The organism is Paractinoplanes abujensis (genome assembly GCF_014204895.1).
Taxonomy (GTDB): domain Bacteria; phylum Actinomycetota; class Actinomycetes; order Mycobacteriales; family Micromonosporaceae; genus Actinoplanes; species Actinoplanes abujensis.
Genome location: NZ_JACHMF010000001.1, coordinates 8,077,154 through 8,094,967, shown reverse-complemented (window position 1 = coordinate 8,094,967; position 17,814 = coordinate 8,077,154). Strand labels below are relative to the sequence as shown.

Annotated in this window: 22 protein-coding genes; 6 read left to right on the top strand and 16 right to left on the bottom strand. The window is 70.3% G+C overall.

Annotated features, from left to right (window positions below):
* Positions 1–8: 8 nt before the first annotated feature.
* On the top strand, positions 9–1,532 hold the full coding sequence (locus BKA14_RS37280) for a YifB family Mg chelatase-like AAA ATPase (protein WP_184955432.1): 1,524 nt from the start codon (positions 9–11) through the stop codon (positions 1,530–1,532).
* Between the two features lie 322 nt (positions 1,533–1,854).
* Positions 1,855–2,952, top strand: a complete 1,098-nt coding sequence (dprA, locus tag BKA14_RS37275; protein WP_438861932.1) for a DNA-processing protein DprA — start codon at positions 1,855–1,857, stop codon at positions 2,950–2,952.
* A 76-nt stretch (positions 2,953–3,028) separates the two neighbouring features.
* Here the strand turns inward: dprA and BKA14_RS37270 are convergent, their stop codons facing one another.
* Positions 3,029–3,214, bottom strand: a complete 186-nt coding sequence (locus tag BKA14_RS37270; RefSeq protein ID WP_184957183.1) for a DNA-binding protein — start codon at positions 3,212–3,214, stop codon at positions 3,029–3,031.
* Between the two features lie 1,300 nt (positions 3,215–4,514).
* Between BKA14_RS37270 and BKA14_RS37265 the strand changes: the two genes are divergently transcribed.
* Entirely contained in the window at positions 4,515–4,700 is a 186-nt protein-coding gene (locus tag BKA14_RS37265; RefSeq protein ID WP_184955430.1) for a hypothetical protein, read from the top strand.
* A 377-nt stretch (positions 4,701–5,077) separates the two neighbouring features.
* Positions 5,078–5,482 carry a GntR family transcriptional regulator gene (locus tag BKA14_RS37260; protein WP_184955429.1) on the top strand — a complete coding sequence of 135 codons (405 nt, stop codon included), beginning with the start codon at positions 5,078–5,080 and terminating at the stop codon, positions 5,480–5,482.
* A gap of 393 nt (positions 5,483–5,875) precedes the next feature.
* On the opposite strand, the gene BKA14_RS37255 is transcribed toward BKA14_RS37260, so the two are convergent.
* Entirely contained in the window at positions 5,876–6,337 is a 462-nt protein-coding gene (locus tag BKA14_RS37255; protein ID WP_184955428.1) for a pyridoxamine 5'-phosphate oxidase family protein, read from the bottom strand.
* Between the two features lie 33 nt (positions 6,338–6,370).
* A complete protein-coding gene (locus BKA14_RS37250) occupies positions 6,371–6,856 on the bottom strand; it encodes a DUF6636 domain-containing protein (protein WP_184955427.1) in 486 nt (161 codons plus the stop codon).
* A gap of 119 nt (positions 6,857–6,975) precedes the next feature.
* Here BKA14_RS37250 and BKA14_RS37245 point away from each other — a divergent pair, with 119 nt between their 5' ends.
* Both BKA14_RS37245 and BKA14_RS37240 read left to right on the top strand, forming a co-directional pair.
* Positions 6,976–7,857, top strand: a complete 882-nt coding sequence (locus BKA14_RS37245) for a tyrosine recombinase XerC (protein ID WP_184957182.1) — start codon at positions 6,976–6,978, stop codon at positions 7,855–7,857.
* A 17-nt stretch (positions 7,858–7,874) separates the two neighbouring features.
* Positions 7,875–9,056 (top strand): aminotransferase class V-fold PLP-dependent enzyme, encoded by a 1,182-nt coding sequence (locus tag BKA14_RS37240; RefSeq protein WP_184955426.1) that lies wholly within the window; start codon positions 7,875–7,877, stop codon positions 9,054–9,056.
* Between the two features lie 50 nt (positions 9,057–9,106).
* On the opposite strand, the gene BKA14_RS37235 is transcribed toward BKA14_RS37240, so the two are convergent.
* The 13 genes from BKA14_RS37235 to proS form a co-directional block, all read right to left on the bottom strand.
* On the bottom strand, positions 9,107–9,541 hold the full coding sequence (locus BKA14_RS37235) for a murein hydrolase activator EnvC family protein (protein ID WP_184955425.1): 435 nt from the start codon (positions 9,539–9,541) through the stop codon (positions 9,107–9,109).
* A gap of 50 nt (positions 9,542–9,591) precedes the next feature.
* A complete protein-coding gene (locus tag BKA14_RS37230) occupies positions 9,592–9,918 on the bottom strand; it encodes a DUF2469 domain-containing protein (RefSeq protein ID WP_133874843.1) in 327 nt (108 codons plus the stop codon).
* Complete coding sequence (locus BKA14_RS37225) at positions 9,915–10,748, bottom strand: ribonuclease HII (protein WP_184955424.1); 834 nt, start codon at positions 10,746–10,748, stop codon at positions 9,915–9,917. Before BKA14_RS37225 ends, BKA14_RS37230 begins: the two co-directional genes overlap by 4 nt.
* On the bottom strand, positions 10,748–11,194 hold the full coding sequence (locus tag BKA14_RS37220) for an NUDIX hydrolase (protein WP_184955423.1): 447 nt from the start codon (positions 11,192–11,194) through the stop codon (positions 10,748–10,750). Before BKA14_RS37220 ends, BKA14_RS37225 begins: the two co-directional genes overlap by 1 nt.
* Before the next feature lie 44 nt (positions 11,195–11,238).
* Positions 11,239–11,880, bottom strand: coding sequence for a signal peptidase I (gene lepB / locus BKA14_RS37215; protein ID WP_184955422.1), 642 nt, complete (start codon positions 11,878–11,880; stop codon positions 11,239–11,241).
* The gene (gene lepB, locus BKA14_RS37210; protein WP_184955421.1) at positions 11,877–12,773 is read right to left on the bottom strand and encodes a signal peptidase I; all 897 of its coding nucleotides are present in this window, start codon (positions 12,771–12,773) and stop codon (positions 11,877–11,879) included. Before lepB (BKA14_RS37210) ends, lepB (BKA14_RS37215) begins: the two co-directional genes overlap by 4 nt.
* A 156-nt stretch (positions 12,774–12,929) precedes the next feature.
* Complete coding sequence (gene rplS, locus BKA14_RS37205; RefSeq protein WP_184955420.1) at positions 12,930–13,286, bottom strand: 50S ribosomal protein L19; 357 nt, start codon at positions 13,284–13,286, stop codon at positions 12,930–12,932.
* A gap of 128 nt (positions 13,287–13,414) precedes the next feature.
* A complete protein-coding gene (gene trmD, locus BKA14_RS37200; RefSeq protein WP_184955419.1) occupies positions 13,415–14,173 on the bottom strand; it encodes a tRNA (guanosine(37)-N1)-methyltransferase TrmD in 759 nt (252 codons plus the stop codon).
* Entirely contained in the window at positions 14,174–14,737 is a 564-nt protein-coding gene (rimM, locus tag BKA14_RS37195; protein ID WP_184955418.1) for a ribosome maturation factor RimM, read from the bottom strand.
* Between the two features lie 45 nt (positions 14,738–14,782).
* Positions 14,783–15,040, bottom strand: a complete 258-nt coding sequence (locus BKA14_RS37190) for an RNA-binding protein (protein WP_014447131.1) — start codon at positions 15,038–15,040, stop codon at positions 14,783–14,785.
* Positions 15,018–15,533, bottom strand: coding sequence for a 30S ribosomal protein S16 (rpsP, locus tag BKA14_RS37185; protein ID WP_184955417.1), 516 nt, complete (start codon positions 15,531–15,533; stop codon positions 15,018–15,020). Before rpsP ends, BKA14_RS37190 begins: the two co-directional genes overlap by 23 nt.
* 192 nt (positions 15,534–15,725) lie before the next feature.
* Positions 15,726–16,382, bottom strand: coding sequence for a ribonuclease FAU-1 family protein (locus BKA14_RS37180; protein WP_184955416.1), 657 nt, complete (start codon positions 16,380–16,382; stop codon positions 15,726–15,728).
* Positions 16,382–17,788, bottom strand: coding sequence for a proline--tRNA ligase (gene proS, locus BKA14_RS37175; RefSeq protein WP_184955415.1), 1,407 nt, complete (start codon positions 17,786–17,788; stop codon positions 16,382–16,384). Before proS ends, BKA14_RS37180 begins: the two co-directional genes overlap by 1 nt.
* Positions 17,789–17,814 lie beyond the last annotated feature (26 nt).

Here is a 17,814-nt window from a genome sequence, read left to right as displayed (position 1 = left end):
GGCAACTGATGAGCTACGCACGCGTCTTCGCCGTCGGGCTGCTCGGGGTGACCGGGCACATCGTCGAGGTCGAGGCCGACCTGTCCCAGGGGCTGCCCGTGGTCACGCTGACCGGGCTGCCCGACACCGCGCTGCACGAGGCCCGCGACCGGGTGCGGGCCGCGGTGGTCAACTCCGGCCAGTCGTGGCCCAACCGCCGGATCACGGTCAACCTGCTGCCGGCCGCGCTGCCCAAACACGGCAGCGGATTCGATCTCGCGATCGCGACCGCACTCCTGGCCGGCGCGGGTGAACTGCCGGTGGAGGCGCTCGACAAGGTGGTGGTGCTGGGCGAACTCGGGCTCGACGGCCAGGTGCGGGCGGTCCGCGGGGTGCTGCCGATGGTGGCCGCCGCTGTGCGGGCCGGCCTGACCGAGGTGATCGTGCCGCTGGCCAACGCGCGCGAGGCCGCTGTGGTGCCCGGCGTGACCGTACGGGCCGTCGACAGCCTGCGCCGGCTCATCGCCTACGTGCGCGGCCAGGACGAACTGCTCGAACCGCCGCCGCACGAGCCGGGGCCACCACCCGCCGGTCCCGACCTGGCCGACGTGGCCGGGCAGGAAATGGGGCGGTACGGGCTCGAAGTGGCCGCCGCGGGCGGGCACCACCTGGCCATGTTCGGGGCACCCGGGGCCGGCAAGACGATGCTGGCCGAGCGGTTGCCGTCGATCCTGCCCGAACTCGACGACGAGGCGGCCCTCGAAGTGACCGCGCTGCAATCGATCGCGGGCGTGCTGCCACCGGACGGGCAACTCTTGCGGCGGCCGCCCTACCAGGCACCGCACCACACGGCCTCGGCCGCGGCGATCGTCGGCGGCGGCAGCGGCCTGGCCCGCCCCGGGGCGATGTCGCTGGCCCACCGCGGGGTCCTGTTCCTCGACGAGGCGGCCGAATTCTTGTCCGCCACCCTGCAAGCGTTGCGCCAGCCGCTGGAGACCGGACGGGTGCGGCTGGCCCGATCCCAAGGGACGACCGAGTTCCCGGCCCAGGTCCAGCTGGTGCTGGCGTCCAACCCGTGCCCCTGCGCCAGCCCGGCCGGCGACCAGCACTGCACCTGCCCTCGCGTCGTCCGGCGTCGCTACCTGGCCAAACTGTCGGGGCCGCTGCTCGACCGGATCGACATCCGGCTGACCCTGGCCCCGTTGACGGCGGCCCAACTGACCGTCTCGTCGGCTCCGTCCCCCTCCTCGGCCGAGGTCGGCGCCCGGGTGGCGGCGGCCCGGGCCGCGGCGGGCGCGCGCTGGGCCGCCGACGGCTGGCGGGTCAACGCGGGCGTGCCGGGCCAGGTGCTGCGGCGCCCGCCGTGGCGGCTGCCGGCTTCGGACACCGCGGTTCTGCGCGAATCCCTCGACAAGGGATTGCTGTCGGCGCGGGGTTACGACCGAGTTCTGCGGCTGGCGTGGACGATCGCCGACCTGGACGGCCGGACCCGCCCGACCCGAGCCGAGGTCAACGAGGCAATCCAGCTGCGGATGGGAGACCGCAATGGGTGACCTCTCCCCCGATTCTCCGCCCGGCCCCTTGTTCGAGCCGGCCCCCTTTCTCACCGCCCCATCTACCGAGCCGCCTCCATCCACCGAGCCGCCTCCATCCACCGAGCCGCCTCCGTCCTCCGAGCCGGCTCCTTCCTCCGCGTCGCCTCCTTCCTCTGCCGGCTCGTCCTCCGAGTTGGGCGCATTCCTCGCCTCTTCCCCGCAGCCGCGCCCTTCCCTTGCCTCTCCTCCCTCTCAGCCGCACCCTTCCCCCGCCGCGGGCGAGGGCGATCGGGCGGCGCGGGTTGCGCTCACCTGGCTCGCGGAACCGGGGAACCGGACAGTGTGGTCGCTTGTGGAGGAGGACGGCGCCGAGACGGCCCTGGCCCGGGTGCTGCGGGGTGACGTACCGGACAAAGCACTGCGAGCGGCCGCGATCGCCAAGGCGGCCAACCTCGATCCACGGCGGCTGGCCGAGCTGACGCTGCGCCGGGCCGAACGGCTGGGCGCACGCATCGTGGTGCCGTCCGACGACGAATGGCCGGACCGGGTCGGGGCGCTGGCCACGCTGACGCTCGAAGGATCCCAGCGGATCAACCACGATGTGCGGCCGCCGCTGTGCTTCTGGGTTCGCGGGGACTGGCCGCTGGGCGAAACACTCGAACGGTCGGTCGCGGTCGTGGGCGCCCGGGCGGCGTCGAGCTACGGCATTCATGCGACAACCGAGATCGCGTACGGATTGGCCGAACAGAACTGGACGGTGGTGTCGGGCGGCGCGTTCGGCATCGACGCGGCCGCTCATCGGGCGGCGCTGGCGGCCGGCGGGCGTACGGTGGCCGTTCTCGCCTGCGGGGTCGATCGGCCGTACCCGATGGGCAACACGGCGATGTTCGAGCAGATCGCCGAGACCGGCCTGCTGATCAGTGAGTGGCCACCGGGGTCGGAGCCGTACAAGCACCGCTTCCTGATCCGCAACCGGGTGATCGCGGCCGCGACCGCCGGAACCGTGCTGGTCGAGGCGGCGGCGCGCAGCGGGGCGATCCAGACCATGGGGCGGGTGCTGGCCCTGGGCCGGCCCGCGATGGTGGTGCCGGGGCCGATCACGTCGGCGATGTCGGTCGGCTGCCACGAACTGCTGCGCTCGAGGCCCGACGCGACCCTGGTCACGGGGCTGGCCGACGTGCTGGAGGCGGTGGGCCGGGTCGGCGAGTATCAGGCCGCCGTGCCGCGCGGGCCCGAACATCGGCGGGACACCCTCGACGAGGAATCGGCCCTGATCCTGGAATCCGTGCCCCGGCGTGGGGTCATCACGCCCGAGGATCTCGCCGCCCGGGCCGGGCTGTCACTACGGCTCGTGCTGCGGCGGCTGTCCCTGTTGGAGCTGACCGGCCTGATCGAACGCCGCGGGACCGGGGTGGCGCTGGCCCGGAGACGCCGATGATGTTTCTTCGCGCAGCACAACGGCGGGCGCCTCCCGGTCGCCCGCTCTCCCCTGCCTCTCCGGCACCCGGCCGGGGTCAGTCCTCCGAGTCGTCCAGATCGCGGCGGTGCACCTTCATCCACGCCTCGACATCGTCGGCCGCCCAGACTTTGCCCTGGGCCAGGTCGGCGATGGGCTTGGGGAAGTCAGCGCGGCTGGTGATCTGATACGCACGCTGCCGGCTCACCCCACCCAAGCGGATGCGGATCTCGTGCGCCCCCATGAGCCGGATCGGTTTCGCTGCCACATGATCGACCGTAGGCGCGAGACTATTAGTCAATCATCAAGTTGATAGGAGACAGCTAGTCGTATGTCATCTACACTGTTCCCATGACAAGGCGTCGCCAGACAACCCCTCTCGTGCCCGTCGGCCCGATCCATCGACGCACGTGGCGGTCGTTCTGGCGGCGATGCACGTGCGGCCTGACCGCTCCGTGCGTCGACGCCCTCGTCCCCTCGGTCCCACTCCCCTACCCTCCCCGCGGCGCCGCTGCCGGCGGTCTCGGTCCGCGTGACCTTCTCACTCGTGATCTCGAGCCCAGCACCTTCGCAGCCCGCGTCGTACTTACGCCAGACCTTTCCCCGCCCTCACCCACCCCCGCGACGGAAAGGAGGTCCAGCCACGCAGAAACCTTGAGACCGGGCAAGACAGAGAGCGATCCCACAGCTCTGTCACGCTGCTCGCCCGGCGGCGGCCACTCTCCCGCGCGGAGACCCCAGAAGCCGCCGGGCGACAGCCGCCCGCACACACGACGGTACGGCCGCGCACGCGTCTGCGGAGTCATCAAGACACCGTCGAAAGCTGCCGCCGCGCCGCGTCGCCCGGCACATTCAACGCACCACTCGACATGATCCGGCCGAGTTTCGCCGGGCCTCAGCCACCTGAGACCAGGCGGCCGCCTAACCGCTGAAGCACCTCGGTAGCGACGCCGGCCGAGGCGTCGATCACCGCCAGGGCCGATGTTCGCCACTCGGGATCACCAGCGATCCGATCCGCTCGTCGGCATAGGACAGCACCGCCGCCCCTTCAAGGGCGCATTGGGGGAACCGTCATGACGACAACCGACCCGCCGCCGGAGCCACCCGATCCACCCGTCCCCGAGGGCCGCGGGCCGAACGAACCCGACGACCCCCAGGCGGCCGAGCAATCACAGACGCCCGGGGACACGCAGGCAGACCCAGACGCGCAGAGGCCCGCGGAGGCACGGGCACCCGCAGACGCGCGGATAGCGGGTGAGGCACGGGTGTATGGGTCGGAACCCCAGTCGGGGCCGGCGGCGGTGAAAAGGCAAGAGTCCACCTCGGGGCGAGGCGGCATGCCCTCCGGTCGATCCAGTGCTGCGCCCGGGACGCGGAACTCCGCGGGGACCAAAGTGGCCAGGAGGACGAGGGTGCCGGGCGCGGCTGCGTCAGTGGGGCACCTGAACGGCCGGCCCGGGTGGGACTGTATGGCCTGCGGGGAGGCGTGGCCCTGTGGGGCTGCGCGGAAGAAGTTGCTGAAGGAGTATCACCGCTTTCCGTCGATGCTGACCCTCTATCTGTCAGCTCAGATGTATGACGCGCTCGGTGATTTGATCTCGATCGGGCAGATGACGCCGACGGATCTCTATGAGCGGTTTCTCGGGTGGGCGCGCCGGGCTGCCATCGATCCGGATGGTCTTCGCCGCGTCGAACCGGGAACGGACCAGGCGAAGACGTTCGCGGCCTAGTGGGCCGGCAACCACCGCACGGCGCTGGAGATCGGGGGCCGTGCGGTGGTTCGCCGTTGCCACTTCTGGTGGACCGCGCACGTCCGTCGGCGGAGCAGAGATGACCGGCCAACGGCGCTGGGCGCTGGGCGCTGGGCGCTGGGCGCTGGGCGCTGGGCGCTGGGCGCTGGGCGCTGGTGAGGGCTCCGGAGGAGCGGAAGAACGGGCGACGGCTGGGCCGTCCCGTGGGTGCTTGCGCACCTCGTTTTGCGGCTTTACCGCCGCCCGCCCTGCCGCCCGATCAAGTCTCAGCCTTCTCAGTGCGGCAGAATTATCATACCTACATGGCTTCGTACGTACAATCCGATGGAGCATCGTGGTCACGTAGGATGAGGTCCATGATCGATCCCTCCGCGGACCGGGCGGTCTTCCGGCAACTGGCTGACCTGCTCCGCAATCAGATCGAATCGGGGGAGCTGGGGCCGGGTGAGCCGCTGCCCAGCGAGTTGCGCCTCGCGCAGGAATACGGCATCAGTCGCACCACCGTCCGCCAGGCGATCGGGCAGCTTCGCACCGAGGGCCTGGTGACCGTCGACCGGCCGCGCGGCACCTTTGTGCGCGTGCCCGAGCCGATGGAGATCATCACGCTGGCCCGCGGCGAACGCGCCGGCGCCCGGATGCCCACGGACGCCGAGCGCCGCAAATACCGCCTCGGCGAGGGGGTGCCCGTGCTCGTTGTCACCGGCACCGACGGCACCGAGACCGTCCACCCCGCCGACCGCGTGCAGCTCACCCGCCCGTAGCACCCACCGACCCAGCGCGCCGGTGACGGGTCGCCTCACCCACCGCGCACGCTGAAGCGTCGCCGAAGAGGCGGGTTCGGGCCGGCGAGCCCGAACGCGGACGGACGAAGCGAACACCGGCGGACCAGGTGGGAGCGCGGCCGAAGCGAACACCGGCGGACCAGGTGGGAGCGCGGCCGAAGCGAACACCGGCGGACCAGGTCGGAGCGCGGACGAAGCAAACACCGACGGACCAGGTGGGAACGCGGACGAAGCGCGAACACCGGCGGACAAGGCGCGAACACTGGTGGAAAAGGCACGAGCACGCGAAAACGGCGCCCAACACGGGCAGGCCAAGTAGGGGAGCAAAGCGCGAGCGCGTGAAGAACGTGGGCGGCTCCGGCTTACGGGGGATCAGGTTCTGGTTCGGCGGGTGTGGCCGCGGCCGGTGTGCCAGCTTTCGATCACCAGGTGGTCGGCCGGGACGCCCACGTAGGTGAGCACCACCTCGTGGATGTCTATGCGGAACAAGCCGGCTTCCCCGTGTGGCCAGTCGGCGGGTGGTTCGATCTCGACGGCCACGCCGGCCAGCTTGGCGTCGCCGGGACCAGCCGAAGGGTTGTCGGCCGGTGGCTCCAGGGTCGGCGCGTGCATGGCCAGCCTGGGGTCGCGGCGGACGTCACGCAGCTTCATCGAGCCGGCCATCATGCCGAAGGTCAGCTCGCCGTTGTCGAACTTGGCCTCGTTCGCGCTGATGCGCGGGGATCCGTCGCGGCGGAGGGTGGCGATCGTCTTGTTGGTGCCCGCGTCGAAGAGGGCCTTGACCCGTTCGGCGAAGGCCGGTGCGTCCTTTTCGATCTCATGCCAGCTAGCCATGCCCGAGACATTAGGCCCGGGGTACGACAAAACTCAGAACAGTCTGTGTTTCGCCGTCGCCATCGTGAAGCCGTGTGCGGTCTCCTCGTCCTTGCATGTCAGCCCGCTGCTGGCGCTGTCGCAGCGGACCGTCCCGGCGCGGAGGGCCGACCCGTATTGCAGCGTGGTGCGGGCCGACCCCAGCAGGGTGTCGCCGGCGCAGCTGTAGGCGGCCTCGCCGTCCGTGACGACGAGCCCGTTCCCCCAGTCGAGCTCGCAGTCGGCCGGTTTGGCGGGCGCCGACCACTCCTTCTGGGCGATGTCGCACCGCACCTCGGAGGAGGTGAGGGCGCAGACGATGTTTTTGGACGGCGTCTGGAACGTCTCCTCCGTCACCGAGACCGCCGCCGGGTCGGGACCGCCGAAACCCGACTTGGCCGACGGCACGGTGGTCGGGGTGGAGGTCGGGGATTCGAGCGGGGAACAGCCGGAAAGCACGCCCAGGAGGGCCAGCACGAGGATGCCGCGGATCGCTGCCATGGTGAGGGCAGTCTAGGAACGCCGGGCAAGAGCGCGCGTGGCCGCTTGACGATCACGCGCGGAACGAAGAACGTCGACGTGTGGGAACACGTGAGACGCACGAGCGGCTGCCGCCGGAGATGCGCGCGGCGGTCGACGAGTTCGGTCATCATCTGGCCCGGGTCGACGACCGCTCGGCCGAGACCGTACGCGCCTATCTGGGTGACGTCGTCTCGCTGCTCGACCACGCGGCCGAGGCCGGCCTCACCACCCTGGCCGAGCTCGACATCGTGCTGCTGCGGGGCTGGCTCGCGGCACGCATACGGCAGGGTGCGGCCCGGACGTCGCAGGCCCGCCGGGCGGCCGCGGCCCGCGCCTTCACCGCGTGGGCGTTCCGCACCGGTCGTGTCCCGGCTGATCCCGGCGCCCACCTGGCCAGCCCGAAAACCCACCGCACGCTGCCCACGGTGCTGCGGGCCGACCAGGCCGAGGCGTTGATGGCCGGGAACGAGGAGGATCCGGAGAGCCTGCGCGATCGGGCCGTCCTGGAGCTGCTCTACGCCACCGGCGTACGGGTCAGTGAGCTCTGCGGCCTCAACCAGGCCGACGTGGACGAGGCGCGACGGGTCGTGCGGGTCTTCGGCAAGGGCGCCAAGGAGCGGGCGGTCCCGTACGGGATCCCGGCCCAGAAGGCCCTCGACGCCTATCGCCGGCACGCCCGCCCGAAACTGGCCGTCAAGGCCAGCGGCGACGCGCTTTTCCTGGGGGTCAAGGGCGGCCGCCTGCAGCAGACGGTTGTGCGCCGGATCGTGGACGCCGCCGCCCGCGCGGCCGGGCTGCCGCACACCAGCCCGCACGATCTGCGCCACTTGGCCGCCACCCACCTGCTCGACGGTGGCGCCGACTTGCGCGCGGTGCAGGATCTGCTGGGCCACTCCTCGTTGTCGAGCACGCAGATCTACACCCACGTGTCGACGGAGCGCCTCCGTGCGGCGTTCAAACAGGCGCACCCGCGGGCGTGACCCCGTACGATCGGAGAGTGAGCGCCCCCGAACCGCCCGCCCCCATCCCCGGCGCCCGCCTCCTGTTCTCGCTCGACCCGGGTGTGTCCTATCTCAACCACGGCTCGTTCGGCGCCGTGCCGATCGGGGTGCAGCGGGCCCAGCAGCGGCTGCGCGACGAGATCGAGTCGAACCCGCTGCGTTTCTTCACGCAGGGCCTGGGCGACCGCATCATCCATACCCGACGCCACGTCGCGGCCTTCCTGGGCGCCGACCCGGAGGGCAGCGCCCTGGTGGCCAACGCGACCACCGGCGCCTCGATCGCGCTGAACTCGGTGCGGCTCGAATCGGCCGACGAGGTGCTGCTCACCGATCACAGTTACGGCGCCGTGGCCATCGCCGCCCGCCGCCGCTGCCGCCGGGCCGGCGCGACCGTGCGGACCGTCACGCTGCCGCTGGGCGCCACCGACGCCGAGGTGGTCAGCCGGATCCGCGCGGCCCTGCGCCCCGGGCGGACCAAGCTGCTGATCGTCGACCAGTTGTCGTCGGCCACAGCCATGACCTTTCCGGTACGGGAGATCACCGCGGCCGCCCACGAGCACGACATCCCGGTGCTGGTCGACGCCGCCCACGTGCCCGGCATGCTGCCCGTCGACGTGGACGCTATCAGGGCCGACTTCTGGGTGGGAAACCTGCACAAATGGGCCTTCGCCCCGCGCGGCACGGCCCTGCTCGCGGTCGCTCCGCCCTGGCGGCGCAAGATCGAGCCGCCGGTGGTGTCGTGGGATCAGGAGGAGGGTTACCCGCAGTCGGTGGAGCACCAGGGCACGGTCGACCACACCCCGTGGCTGGCCGCGCCGACCGGCCTTTTCACGCTGCGCACCCTGGGCTGGGACGAGGTGCGCGCGCACAATGCCGCACTCGCCGCTTACGGCCAGCGGGTGGTCGGGGCGGCGTTGGAGGCGCGGGAGCTGCCCGAGCCGGGTGACACCGAGGTCTCGATGCGGATCGTGCCGTTGCCGGCCGGTCTGGCCACCACCCCGCCCGAGGCGCAGGCGCTGCGGCAGCACATCTCCGACAAGCTGGCTGTGGAGACCGCGGTGAACGCGTGGGGCGGCCGGGGCCTGCTGCGGCTGAGCGCGCAGGTCTACAACCGGCCCGACGAATACGACCGGTTCGCCGAACGCCTCCCCCAGCTGCTGCACGACTACCGCCGCTGAACAAGCGACCACGGCCGCCGACGAAGCGACCTCGGGCCCGGACAAAGCGACTACCGCCGCTGAACCGGCAGCAACCGCACCCGGCCCAGTCCGAGCAGGGCCAGCGGGTCGAGATAGAGCGACCCCCGGCGCAATCCCCAGTGCAGGCAGGCCGCCGCGGGGCAGCCCGCGTGCCCGGTCTGGAGAAGCCCGATCGGGTCGCCCTGAGCCACCACGTCGCCCACGGAGACGGTGGCGGTGACCGGCTCGTACGTGGTGCGCAAGCCGCCCGCGTGGGCGATGCTGACGACCCCACGGCCGGCGAGCCCGCCCGCGAAGAGCACCGTGCCCGGCCCGGCCGAGCGCACCGCGGTCAGCGGCGGACCCGCGAGGTCGACCCCGCGATGCCCGGCCAGCCACGGTTGAGCCGGCGGATCGAAGGCGCGCGTGACCTCGGGCGGCACGACCGGCCATGCGAACAACAGAAGAGCGAGCAGCAGAACCATGCCGAGGAATCTGCCGCATCAGGACCGCGGAAAACGGCCCTGTGGATAACTCAGCTGCCGCCGAAGCCGGGCTCGTCCGGCAGGGAGATGTCCGGCTTCTCGAGCTCCTCGACGTTCACGTCCTTGAACGTCATGACCCGAACGTTTTTCACGAAACGGGCCGGGCGATACATGTCCCAGACCCAGGCGTCGTGCATCTCGACCTCGAAATACACCTCGCCGTCGGAGTTGCGCACGTGCAGGTCGACCTGATTGGCCAGGTAGAACCGGCGCTCCGTCTCCACCACGTAGGAGAACTGGCGGACGATGTCGCGGTACTCCCGGTAGAGCTGCAGCTCCATCTCGGTCTCGTACTTCTCGAGATCCTCTGCGCTCATCGCTTCTCGCCCTCCATGGCCTCATCTTCCCCCACCGACGGCGACGGCTGAGGCTGGTCGCCCGACGCCACGCCGACGGTACTCCCAGGGGTCTCCGGAAGCACGAGGGACGTGGTGTCGGATGCATCAAAGAGTACTGGCTGGGCCGGCACGGGGCGGCGGGCCCGCGGCGGGCGATTACCCCGTCCGGAGGCGGCTGCCACGTTCACGTACGAGAACCGGTGCTCGGCGCAGGGCCCGTGCTGCTTGAGCGCGGCGCTGTGCTCGTCGGTGATGTAACCCTTGTGCACAGCGAACCCGTACGCCGGGAACTGGTCGTGCATCTCCACCATGATCCGGTCCCGGGTGACCTTGGCCAGCACGCTGGCCGCGGCCACGCAGGCGGCGACGCGGTCGCCCTTCCACACCGCCAGGCCGGGCACGCCCAGGCCGTCGACCGGGAACCCGTCGGTCAGCACGTATTCCGGCCGGGTGGTCAGCGACGCGAGCGCCCGGCGCATGGCGGCCAGATTGCACACGTGCAGGCCGCGCGCGTCGACCTCGGTGGCCGGCACGATCACCACCGACCAGGCCAGCGCGCGCTCGACCACCTGCTCGTAGACGCGCTCGCGGGCGGCCGGCGTGAGCAGTTTGGAATCGGCCAGCTCGTCGATCTCGCCGCGTTTGCCCTCGGGCAGCACGGCCGCCGCGGCCACGAGCGGACCGGCGCAGGCGCCCCGACCGGCCTCGTCGGCCCCGGCCACCTGCCGGAAGCCGCGGCGCTGCAGGGCACGTTCGAGCGCGTAGAGGCCGCCTTCGCGGCGGACCACTGTGCGGGGCGGGGCCAGCATCAGGGGACCTGCCGCAACAACTCGGGCAGCTCGACCGGGAAGATCGACTCGGAGCTGGCCTCGATCTCGTCGGCCGACCACCAACGGTGCGCGGTGATGGTCGCCTTCTCCTCGGCGTCCATGCCCGCCGTGTCGACCTGCCACGCGGGCACCCGCAGGACGAAGAAATCCTGCTCCTGGCGATAGTCGCGGGCGTCGTAGCTGAACTCGGCGACGTGGCGGAAGACCGGCTCGCCCAGCTCGACCGGATCGACCCGCAAGCCGATCTCCTCGAAGAGCTCGCGGGCGGCGCCCTCAGCGGGCGTCTCGTCGCTTTCCAGCCCGCCGCCGGGGGTGAACCACCAACTTGTGCCGGGCCGGGCCGGATCGCCGCCGTAGAGCAGCAGGGCCCGGCCGGCCGAGTCGACGAGCAGCACACGGGCGGCGCGGCGTTGGACAACGGTCACGTGCTCAAGCCTATTGCGCCCGAGGTGGATCTTACGAGCGGGTGTTACTTGGGATCGGGGATCGCGCTGAAGCCGTCCGGCACCGAGAGCCAGGTGGCCCGCCCGACCGGCCAGAACACGGTGAACGCGCGGCCGACGATCGAGTCCTCGGGGATCGTCGCCTCCATGACGTTCTTGTCGCTGTCCTGGTAGTGCTCGAGCGAGTCGCCCGAGGCCGAACGGTGGTCGCCCATCACCCACAGGCGGTCGGGCGGAACCGTGACGTCGAAGTCCTCATCGGCGGGCGCGTCCTGCTCGCCGGCCTCGTTCTTGAAGATGTACGGCTCGTCGAGCAGCACACCGTTGATCCTCAGCTTGTTCTCGGACGCCTTGAAAGAGATCTGGTCGCCCGGAACGCCGATGATGCGCTTGATGAAGTCTTCGCCGTCGGCGCCCGACTGCCACTGCGACGGCGCCTCGAAGACGATGATCTCGCCGCGGCGGGGCTCGCGGAAGTCGTAGACCAGCTTGTTGACGAGCACCCGGTCGAGCACGTTGAGCGTGTGCTCCATGGACGGCGACGGGATGTAGAACGTCTGCAGCACGAAAGCGCGCACCAGCACGGCGACCAGAACCGCCACGCCCAGCAGGATCGGTAGCTCGCGCCAGAAGGAACTCTTGCGCTTCTCGGTCTGCTCGTCAATCACGAGGGGAGCCTACGTCGCCGGGTCCGGAACGGCAGTCCGGAACGCGCGGATAACGCCGCACTTAACAGAAACGGGAGGGCGAACACCTCGGTCGCGGGGCTCTGCTCGCGCACCGGCTCGAGCGCCGGGGCGGCCGCGGTCGGATGGTCGGCGGCGTACGCCTTCCATACGTCCGGCACCGAGAGGCTGGTGAACCGATTGCTCGGCCAGACGATGACGAAGGCCCGCCCGATGGCGTTGCTGATCGGCACGGGGCCCTGGCATCGCGCATCCTGCGAAACCTGGCGGTGATCGCCCATGACGAACATCTCACCCTCCGGGACGATCACCTCGTTGAAGCGCCGGCTGGTGCACTGGTTCGGGTTGGGCGGCTGGTTGAGGTCGGAGTTGAAACCGTCGGCGATGTACGGCTCGTCCATGCCGACGCCGTTGACGGTGATCCGCCCCTTGGCGTCGCAGCAGGCGACCTTGTCGCCCGGCAGGCCGATCACCCGTTTGATGAAGTCGCGTTCCCCCGGGCGGCTGACGCCGACGAGGTCGCCGATCGTGCGGCCGAGCTTCGCCGCGAACGTGTTGCTGACCGGCTCGCTGACCTCGGGGGTCCAGTTCTCGTCGCCGCGGAACACCACGATCTCGCCGCGGACGGGGTCGCGCATGTCGTAGATGACCTTGTTGACCAGCACCCTGTCCTTGACGAGCAGCGTGTTCTCCATCGACCCGCTGGGGATGTAGAACGCCTGCACCAGGAAGGTCCGGATCAGGACGGCCAGGCAGAAGGCGACCACCAGCAGCAGCGGCAGCTCTTGCCAGAGTGGCATCTCTTTGCGCCGGACCAGTCCCCGTCGCCGCCGAGAAGCCGGGCCGTAGCCCTCCATCGGTTCCACGCTTCGCATCTCCCGCCGCCGACCGGCCGAACTACCCCGGATACAGCACTACCGCCCGAGTATTTCCCCTCGCGGGGACTTACGGGCGGTAGTGCTGGAAGGGTTCACACTGATCCCATCCGGCACACGGCAAGAGTAGTGCGAGTGTGCTCGGATCGATGACGATCAGACGGTCTGCTTCTCCCGCAGCTCCTTGATCTTGGCCTTCTTGCCGCGGAGCTCGCGCAGGTAGTAGAGCTTGGCGCGGCGGACGTCACCGCGGCTCACGACCTCGATCTTGTCGATCGCCGGGCTGTTGAGCGGGTAGGTCCGCTCGACACCGACGCCGAAGCTGATCTTGCGAACCTTGAAGGTCTCGCGCAGACCGGCGCCCTGGCGGCCGATCACGACGCCCTGGAAGACCTGGACGCGGGAACGGTTGCCTTCGACGACTCGGGCGTGCACCTTGACGGTGTCGCCGGCCCGGAAGGCGGGAATGTCGGTGCGCTGCGACTGGGCGTCGAGAGCGTCCAGCGTGTTCATCGCTGCATCCTCGTCGTACTCAAAGGCGCACCGGGAGTTCGATGCGCACAGGGGTAATTCTGATCTTCGGAAACGTTCAGAAGATCCTCGACTCCGCTCCACGGCGTGGGACGAAATCGGCAACCTCCCTACTTTGCCACAGAGGGAGGCGTGATCTGAAATCCACCCTCGTCGAGGGCCTTCCTGTCCGCTTTGTCCAAATGCTCGGGCGGGTACGCCGCCATCATGTCGGGCCGCCGGGACGCCGTACGAGAAAGGCTCTGGTCGCGCCGCCACCGGGCGATCCGGCCGTGGTCACCGGAGCGCAGAATGTCCGGGACGTCCCGCCCACGCCACGAGGCCGGCTTCGTGTAGACGGGCGCCTCCAGCAGTCCGGCCGCGTGCGACTCCTCGGTCAGCGAATCCGCGTTACCCAGCACGCCGGGCAGCAGCCGGGTGATCGCCTCCATGATCACGATGACCGCGACCTCGCCGCCGAACAGCACGTAGTCGCCCAGCGAGACCTCACGCACGGGCATCCGGGACGCCGCGTCGTCGATCACCCGCTGGTCGATGCCCTCGTACCGGCCGCAGGCGAAGATCAGATGCTGCTGAGCGGCCAGTTCGTACGCGTCGGCCTGCGTGAACGGCTTGCCCACGGGCGACGGCACCACCAGCGTGCCCGGACCCACCGCGTCCAGCGCCTGCCCCCACGGCTCGGGCCGCATCACCATGCCCGGCCCGCCCCCGTACGGGGTGTCGTCGACGGTCCGATGCACGTCCGACGTCCAGGTGCGCAGATCGTGCACGGACAGGTCGAGCAGCCCGGTCGTGCGCGCCTTGCCGATCAGCGACAGCTCGAGCGGGGCGAAGTAGTCAGGGAAGATCGAGATGATGTCGACGCGCATCTAGAGATCCAGCAGACCCTCGGGCAGATCGACCACCACACGGCCGCCCGCGAGATCAACGGTCGGCACGATCGCCGTGACGAAGGGGATCAGCGCCCGGCCGCCACCGGCCTTGCTGAGCACGATCAGATCCGAGGCCGGTGCGTGCTCGATGCGCTCGACCGTCCCGTGCACGGTGCCGTCGGCCGACTCGACCCGCAGACCGACCAGCTGGTGGTCGTGGAACTCGTCGGGATCGTCCGGCGGCGCCAAGGAACCGCTGTCGACCTGCAGAAACACGCCGCGCAGGGCCTCGGCGAGGTTGCGGTCGTAAATGTCCGCGAACTGCGCGATCCCCCGGCCCTGATGCCAGCGGATGGCCTCGAGCGTGAGCTGCTTCGGCACCTCGAAACGAACCCCCGGAGCGGCCGCCGGGCCGGTGCTCACGCGGCGGACCCGAGGGACCTCCGTCACGAACACCGACCCGGGGACGAAACGTTCTTCCGGTTCGTCGGTCCGCACGACCACCGAGACCTCGCCCCGGATGCCGTGCGGCTTACCGATCTGGCCGACTACTAAGAGCACTCAAACTTCCTTTGCAGTACGGCGAAGCCGTTTCGGAAGCTCGGATCAGTACGCGTCGACGATGTCGACGCGGATGCCGCGCCCACCGATCGACCCGATGACCTGCCGCAGGGCCTTGGCCGTGCGTCCGCCGCGCCCGATGACCGTTCCCAGGTCCTCCGGGTGCACGCGAACCTCGAGCCGCTTGCCGCGGCGCGAGTCGACCAGCCGGACCCGGACGTCGTCCGGGTTGTCGACGATGCCCTTGACGAGGTGCTCCAGCGCCGGCCGGAGCGCCCCGTCAGCTCGCGTCGGCGCCGGCACCGGCCGGGTCCTCTGCGGTCTCGGCGACAGCCTCGCGGTTGGGCTCGGCCCGGTCGGCCACCTTGGTCTGCTCCGGCTTGGCCTCGGCGGCCTCCGGGGCAGCGGCGACCTTCTTGGCCGGCTTGGTGCTCTTGGCCGGGGTGTCGGCCACGCCGGCGGCCGACTTGGCCTCGGCCTCGTAGATCTCGGTGCGGCTCTGCTTCTGCTCCTTGACGAGCAGCGGCGGCGGGGCCGGGAGGCCCTTGAACTGCTGCCAGTCGCCGGTCTTCTCGAGGATGCGCTGCACGGCCTCGCTCGGCTGCGCGCCGACCGACAGCCAGTACTGCACGCGCTCGGACTTCACCTGGATGACCGAGGGGTGTTCCTTCGGCTGGTAGATGCCGACGTACTCGATGGCGCGACCGTCGCGCTTGGTGCGCGAGTCGGCGACGACGATGCGGTACTGCGGGTTGCGGATCTTGCCCATCCGCAGGAGCCGGATCTTAACGGCCACGGTTCTTTACGCTCCTGAATGACTGCGTGGTTGATCCAAGGGCGCCCCCGTGGGGACAGGGAAGCCGTTGTCTCGAGGACTGGCAACGCAGAGGGGTTAGAGGGCGCCTCACGCGAGCCGAATACCAGAGGACCATTCTGCCAGACGGGCGGGGGCGGATCCCAATCGGGCCACGTTTTGGTCAGATCAAGATCAATTACGGGCGACTACCGGGCGGTCCCATCCGATCGGCAGTTCCGTGGGGGTGGGCCAGGACGGGTCGGGGTGGAAGTCGGTCCAGGTGCCGTCGAAGGGGAAGTCGCCGGCCTCGATCAGCTTGATCACGCGGAAGCCCTCGGACCAGACCGCCTGCTCGTCGGGGACCCAGTAGAGGTCGGGGTGGGCCAGGCGCTCCTCGAACTCGTCCTCGTCCTTCCACTGCCAGTTCAAAGCAGGGTCGGCGACGATGTCGAGGTCCTGGTCGACGACGTCGAAGCCGGCCACGTCGCCGTCGTCCCAGCGGACGGCGTGTTCCTCGAGGTTGACGTAGTACCTGGTGAAGTAGTTGTCGTCGTCGCGGAAGAACCAGACCGAGTGGTCGGCTCCGGCCGGGAAGAAACGCAGCACGCCCGGGCCCCGCCAGGTGGCAACGGTGGCCTTCTTGGGGGCCGCCTCCCACTCGAGGAACGAGGGCATGTCGCGCGGGCCGCGGCCGTCCGTGGTCGTCTCGAGCGCGACCGCCGAGTTGCGAGCCAGCCAGACCAGCAGGCCGCGGTCGTCGTCGGCGACCACCCGTACGGGGTTGACGAAGCCGAGACGACCACGGTGCGTGTCGCGGTGCAGGATGAGCCGGCCGGGCTCGAACCGCATCAGTACGAGCGGGCCAGGTAGGCGACCAGGCCGGGCTCCTCGTCGGAGTCGGGCATCGAGCCGTCGGGGCGGGTCAGGCAGCGCACCGTGACCGCCTTGCCGTTCGCGGTCTTCTCGCCGTCCTCACCGACCGCCGACCACGGCACCCGGGCCCAGCCGGTCTGCGCTGCCTCGATCGCCTCGTCCAGCGTCTTGACCTCGACCGTGTTGGCCGCGCGGAACGCCAGCGCCTCGTCGTACAGGCGCTGCTGGTCGGCCTTGAGGGCGCTGGTGACCGCGCCCAGCACGTCGCCCAGGGGGGTCGGGGTCTTGGAGCCGTCGACCCGGCGCGCGATCGTGACGCTGCCGTTGGCCAGGTCGCGCGGGCCGACCTCGATGCGGATCGGGATGCCCTGCAGTTCGGCGTCGACGGCGCGGCGCCCGAACGGGATGTCGGCGCGGTCGTCGAGCTTGACCCGGACGCCCGCGCCCTTCAGCTCGTCGCGGAGCTTGCTCGCGGCCTCCACCACGCCCTCGCCCGCCTTGACCACCATGATCTGCACCTGGATCGGCGCCAGGCGGGGCGGCAGGCGCAGGCCGTTGTCGTCGCCGTGCACCATGATCAGGCCGCCCACCATGCGGGTCGACGTGCCCCAGGAGGTGGTCCAGGCGTGCTCGACCGTGCCCTCCTTCGACGAATACGTGATGTCGAACGCCTTCGCGAAGTTCTGGCCCAGCTCGTGCGAGGTGCCCATCTGCAGCGCCTTGGTGTCGCCCATCATGGCCTCGACGGTCATGGTGTTCGTGGCGCCGGCGAAGCGCTCACCCTTGGTCTTGCGGCCCGGCACGACCGGGATGGCCAGCAGCTCCTCCATGAACGCCTGGTAGACGTTCCGGTGGATGTTGCGGGCGTGCTCGCGCGCGAGCTCCTCGCTGGCGTGCGCGTCGTGCCCCTCCTGCCACAGGAACTCCGTGGTGCGCAGGAACGTGCGCGGGCGCAGCTCCCACCGCACGACGTTGGCCCACTGGTTGAGCAGCAGCGGCAGGTCACGATACGAGTCGACCCACTTGGCCATGAACTCGCCGATCACGGTCTCGCTGGTGGGCCGCACGACCAGCGGCTCGGCCAGCTGTTTGCCGCCGGCGTGGGTGACCACGGCCAGCTCGGGTGAGAAGCCCTCGACGTGGTCGGCCTCGCGGCGCAGGTAGCTCTCGGGGATGAACAGCGGGAAGTAGGCGTTCTGCACGCCCTCTTCCTTGATCCGCAGGTCCATGTCGGCCTGCATGCGCTCCCAGATGGCCCAGCCGGTCGGCCGGATCACCATCGTGCCGCGGACTGGGCCGTTGTCGGCCAGCTGCGCCTTGGCGATCAGGTCCTGATACCAGCGGGGGAAGTCTTCCGCACGGGGAGTGAGCACACGGGCCATGAGGCGACATCCTAGTCGCGTCCGTG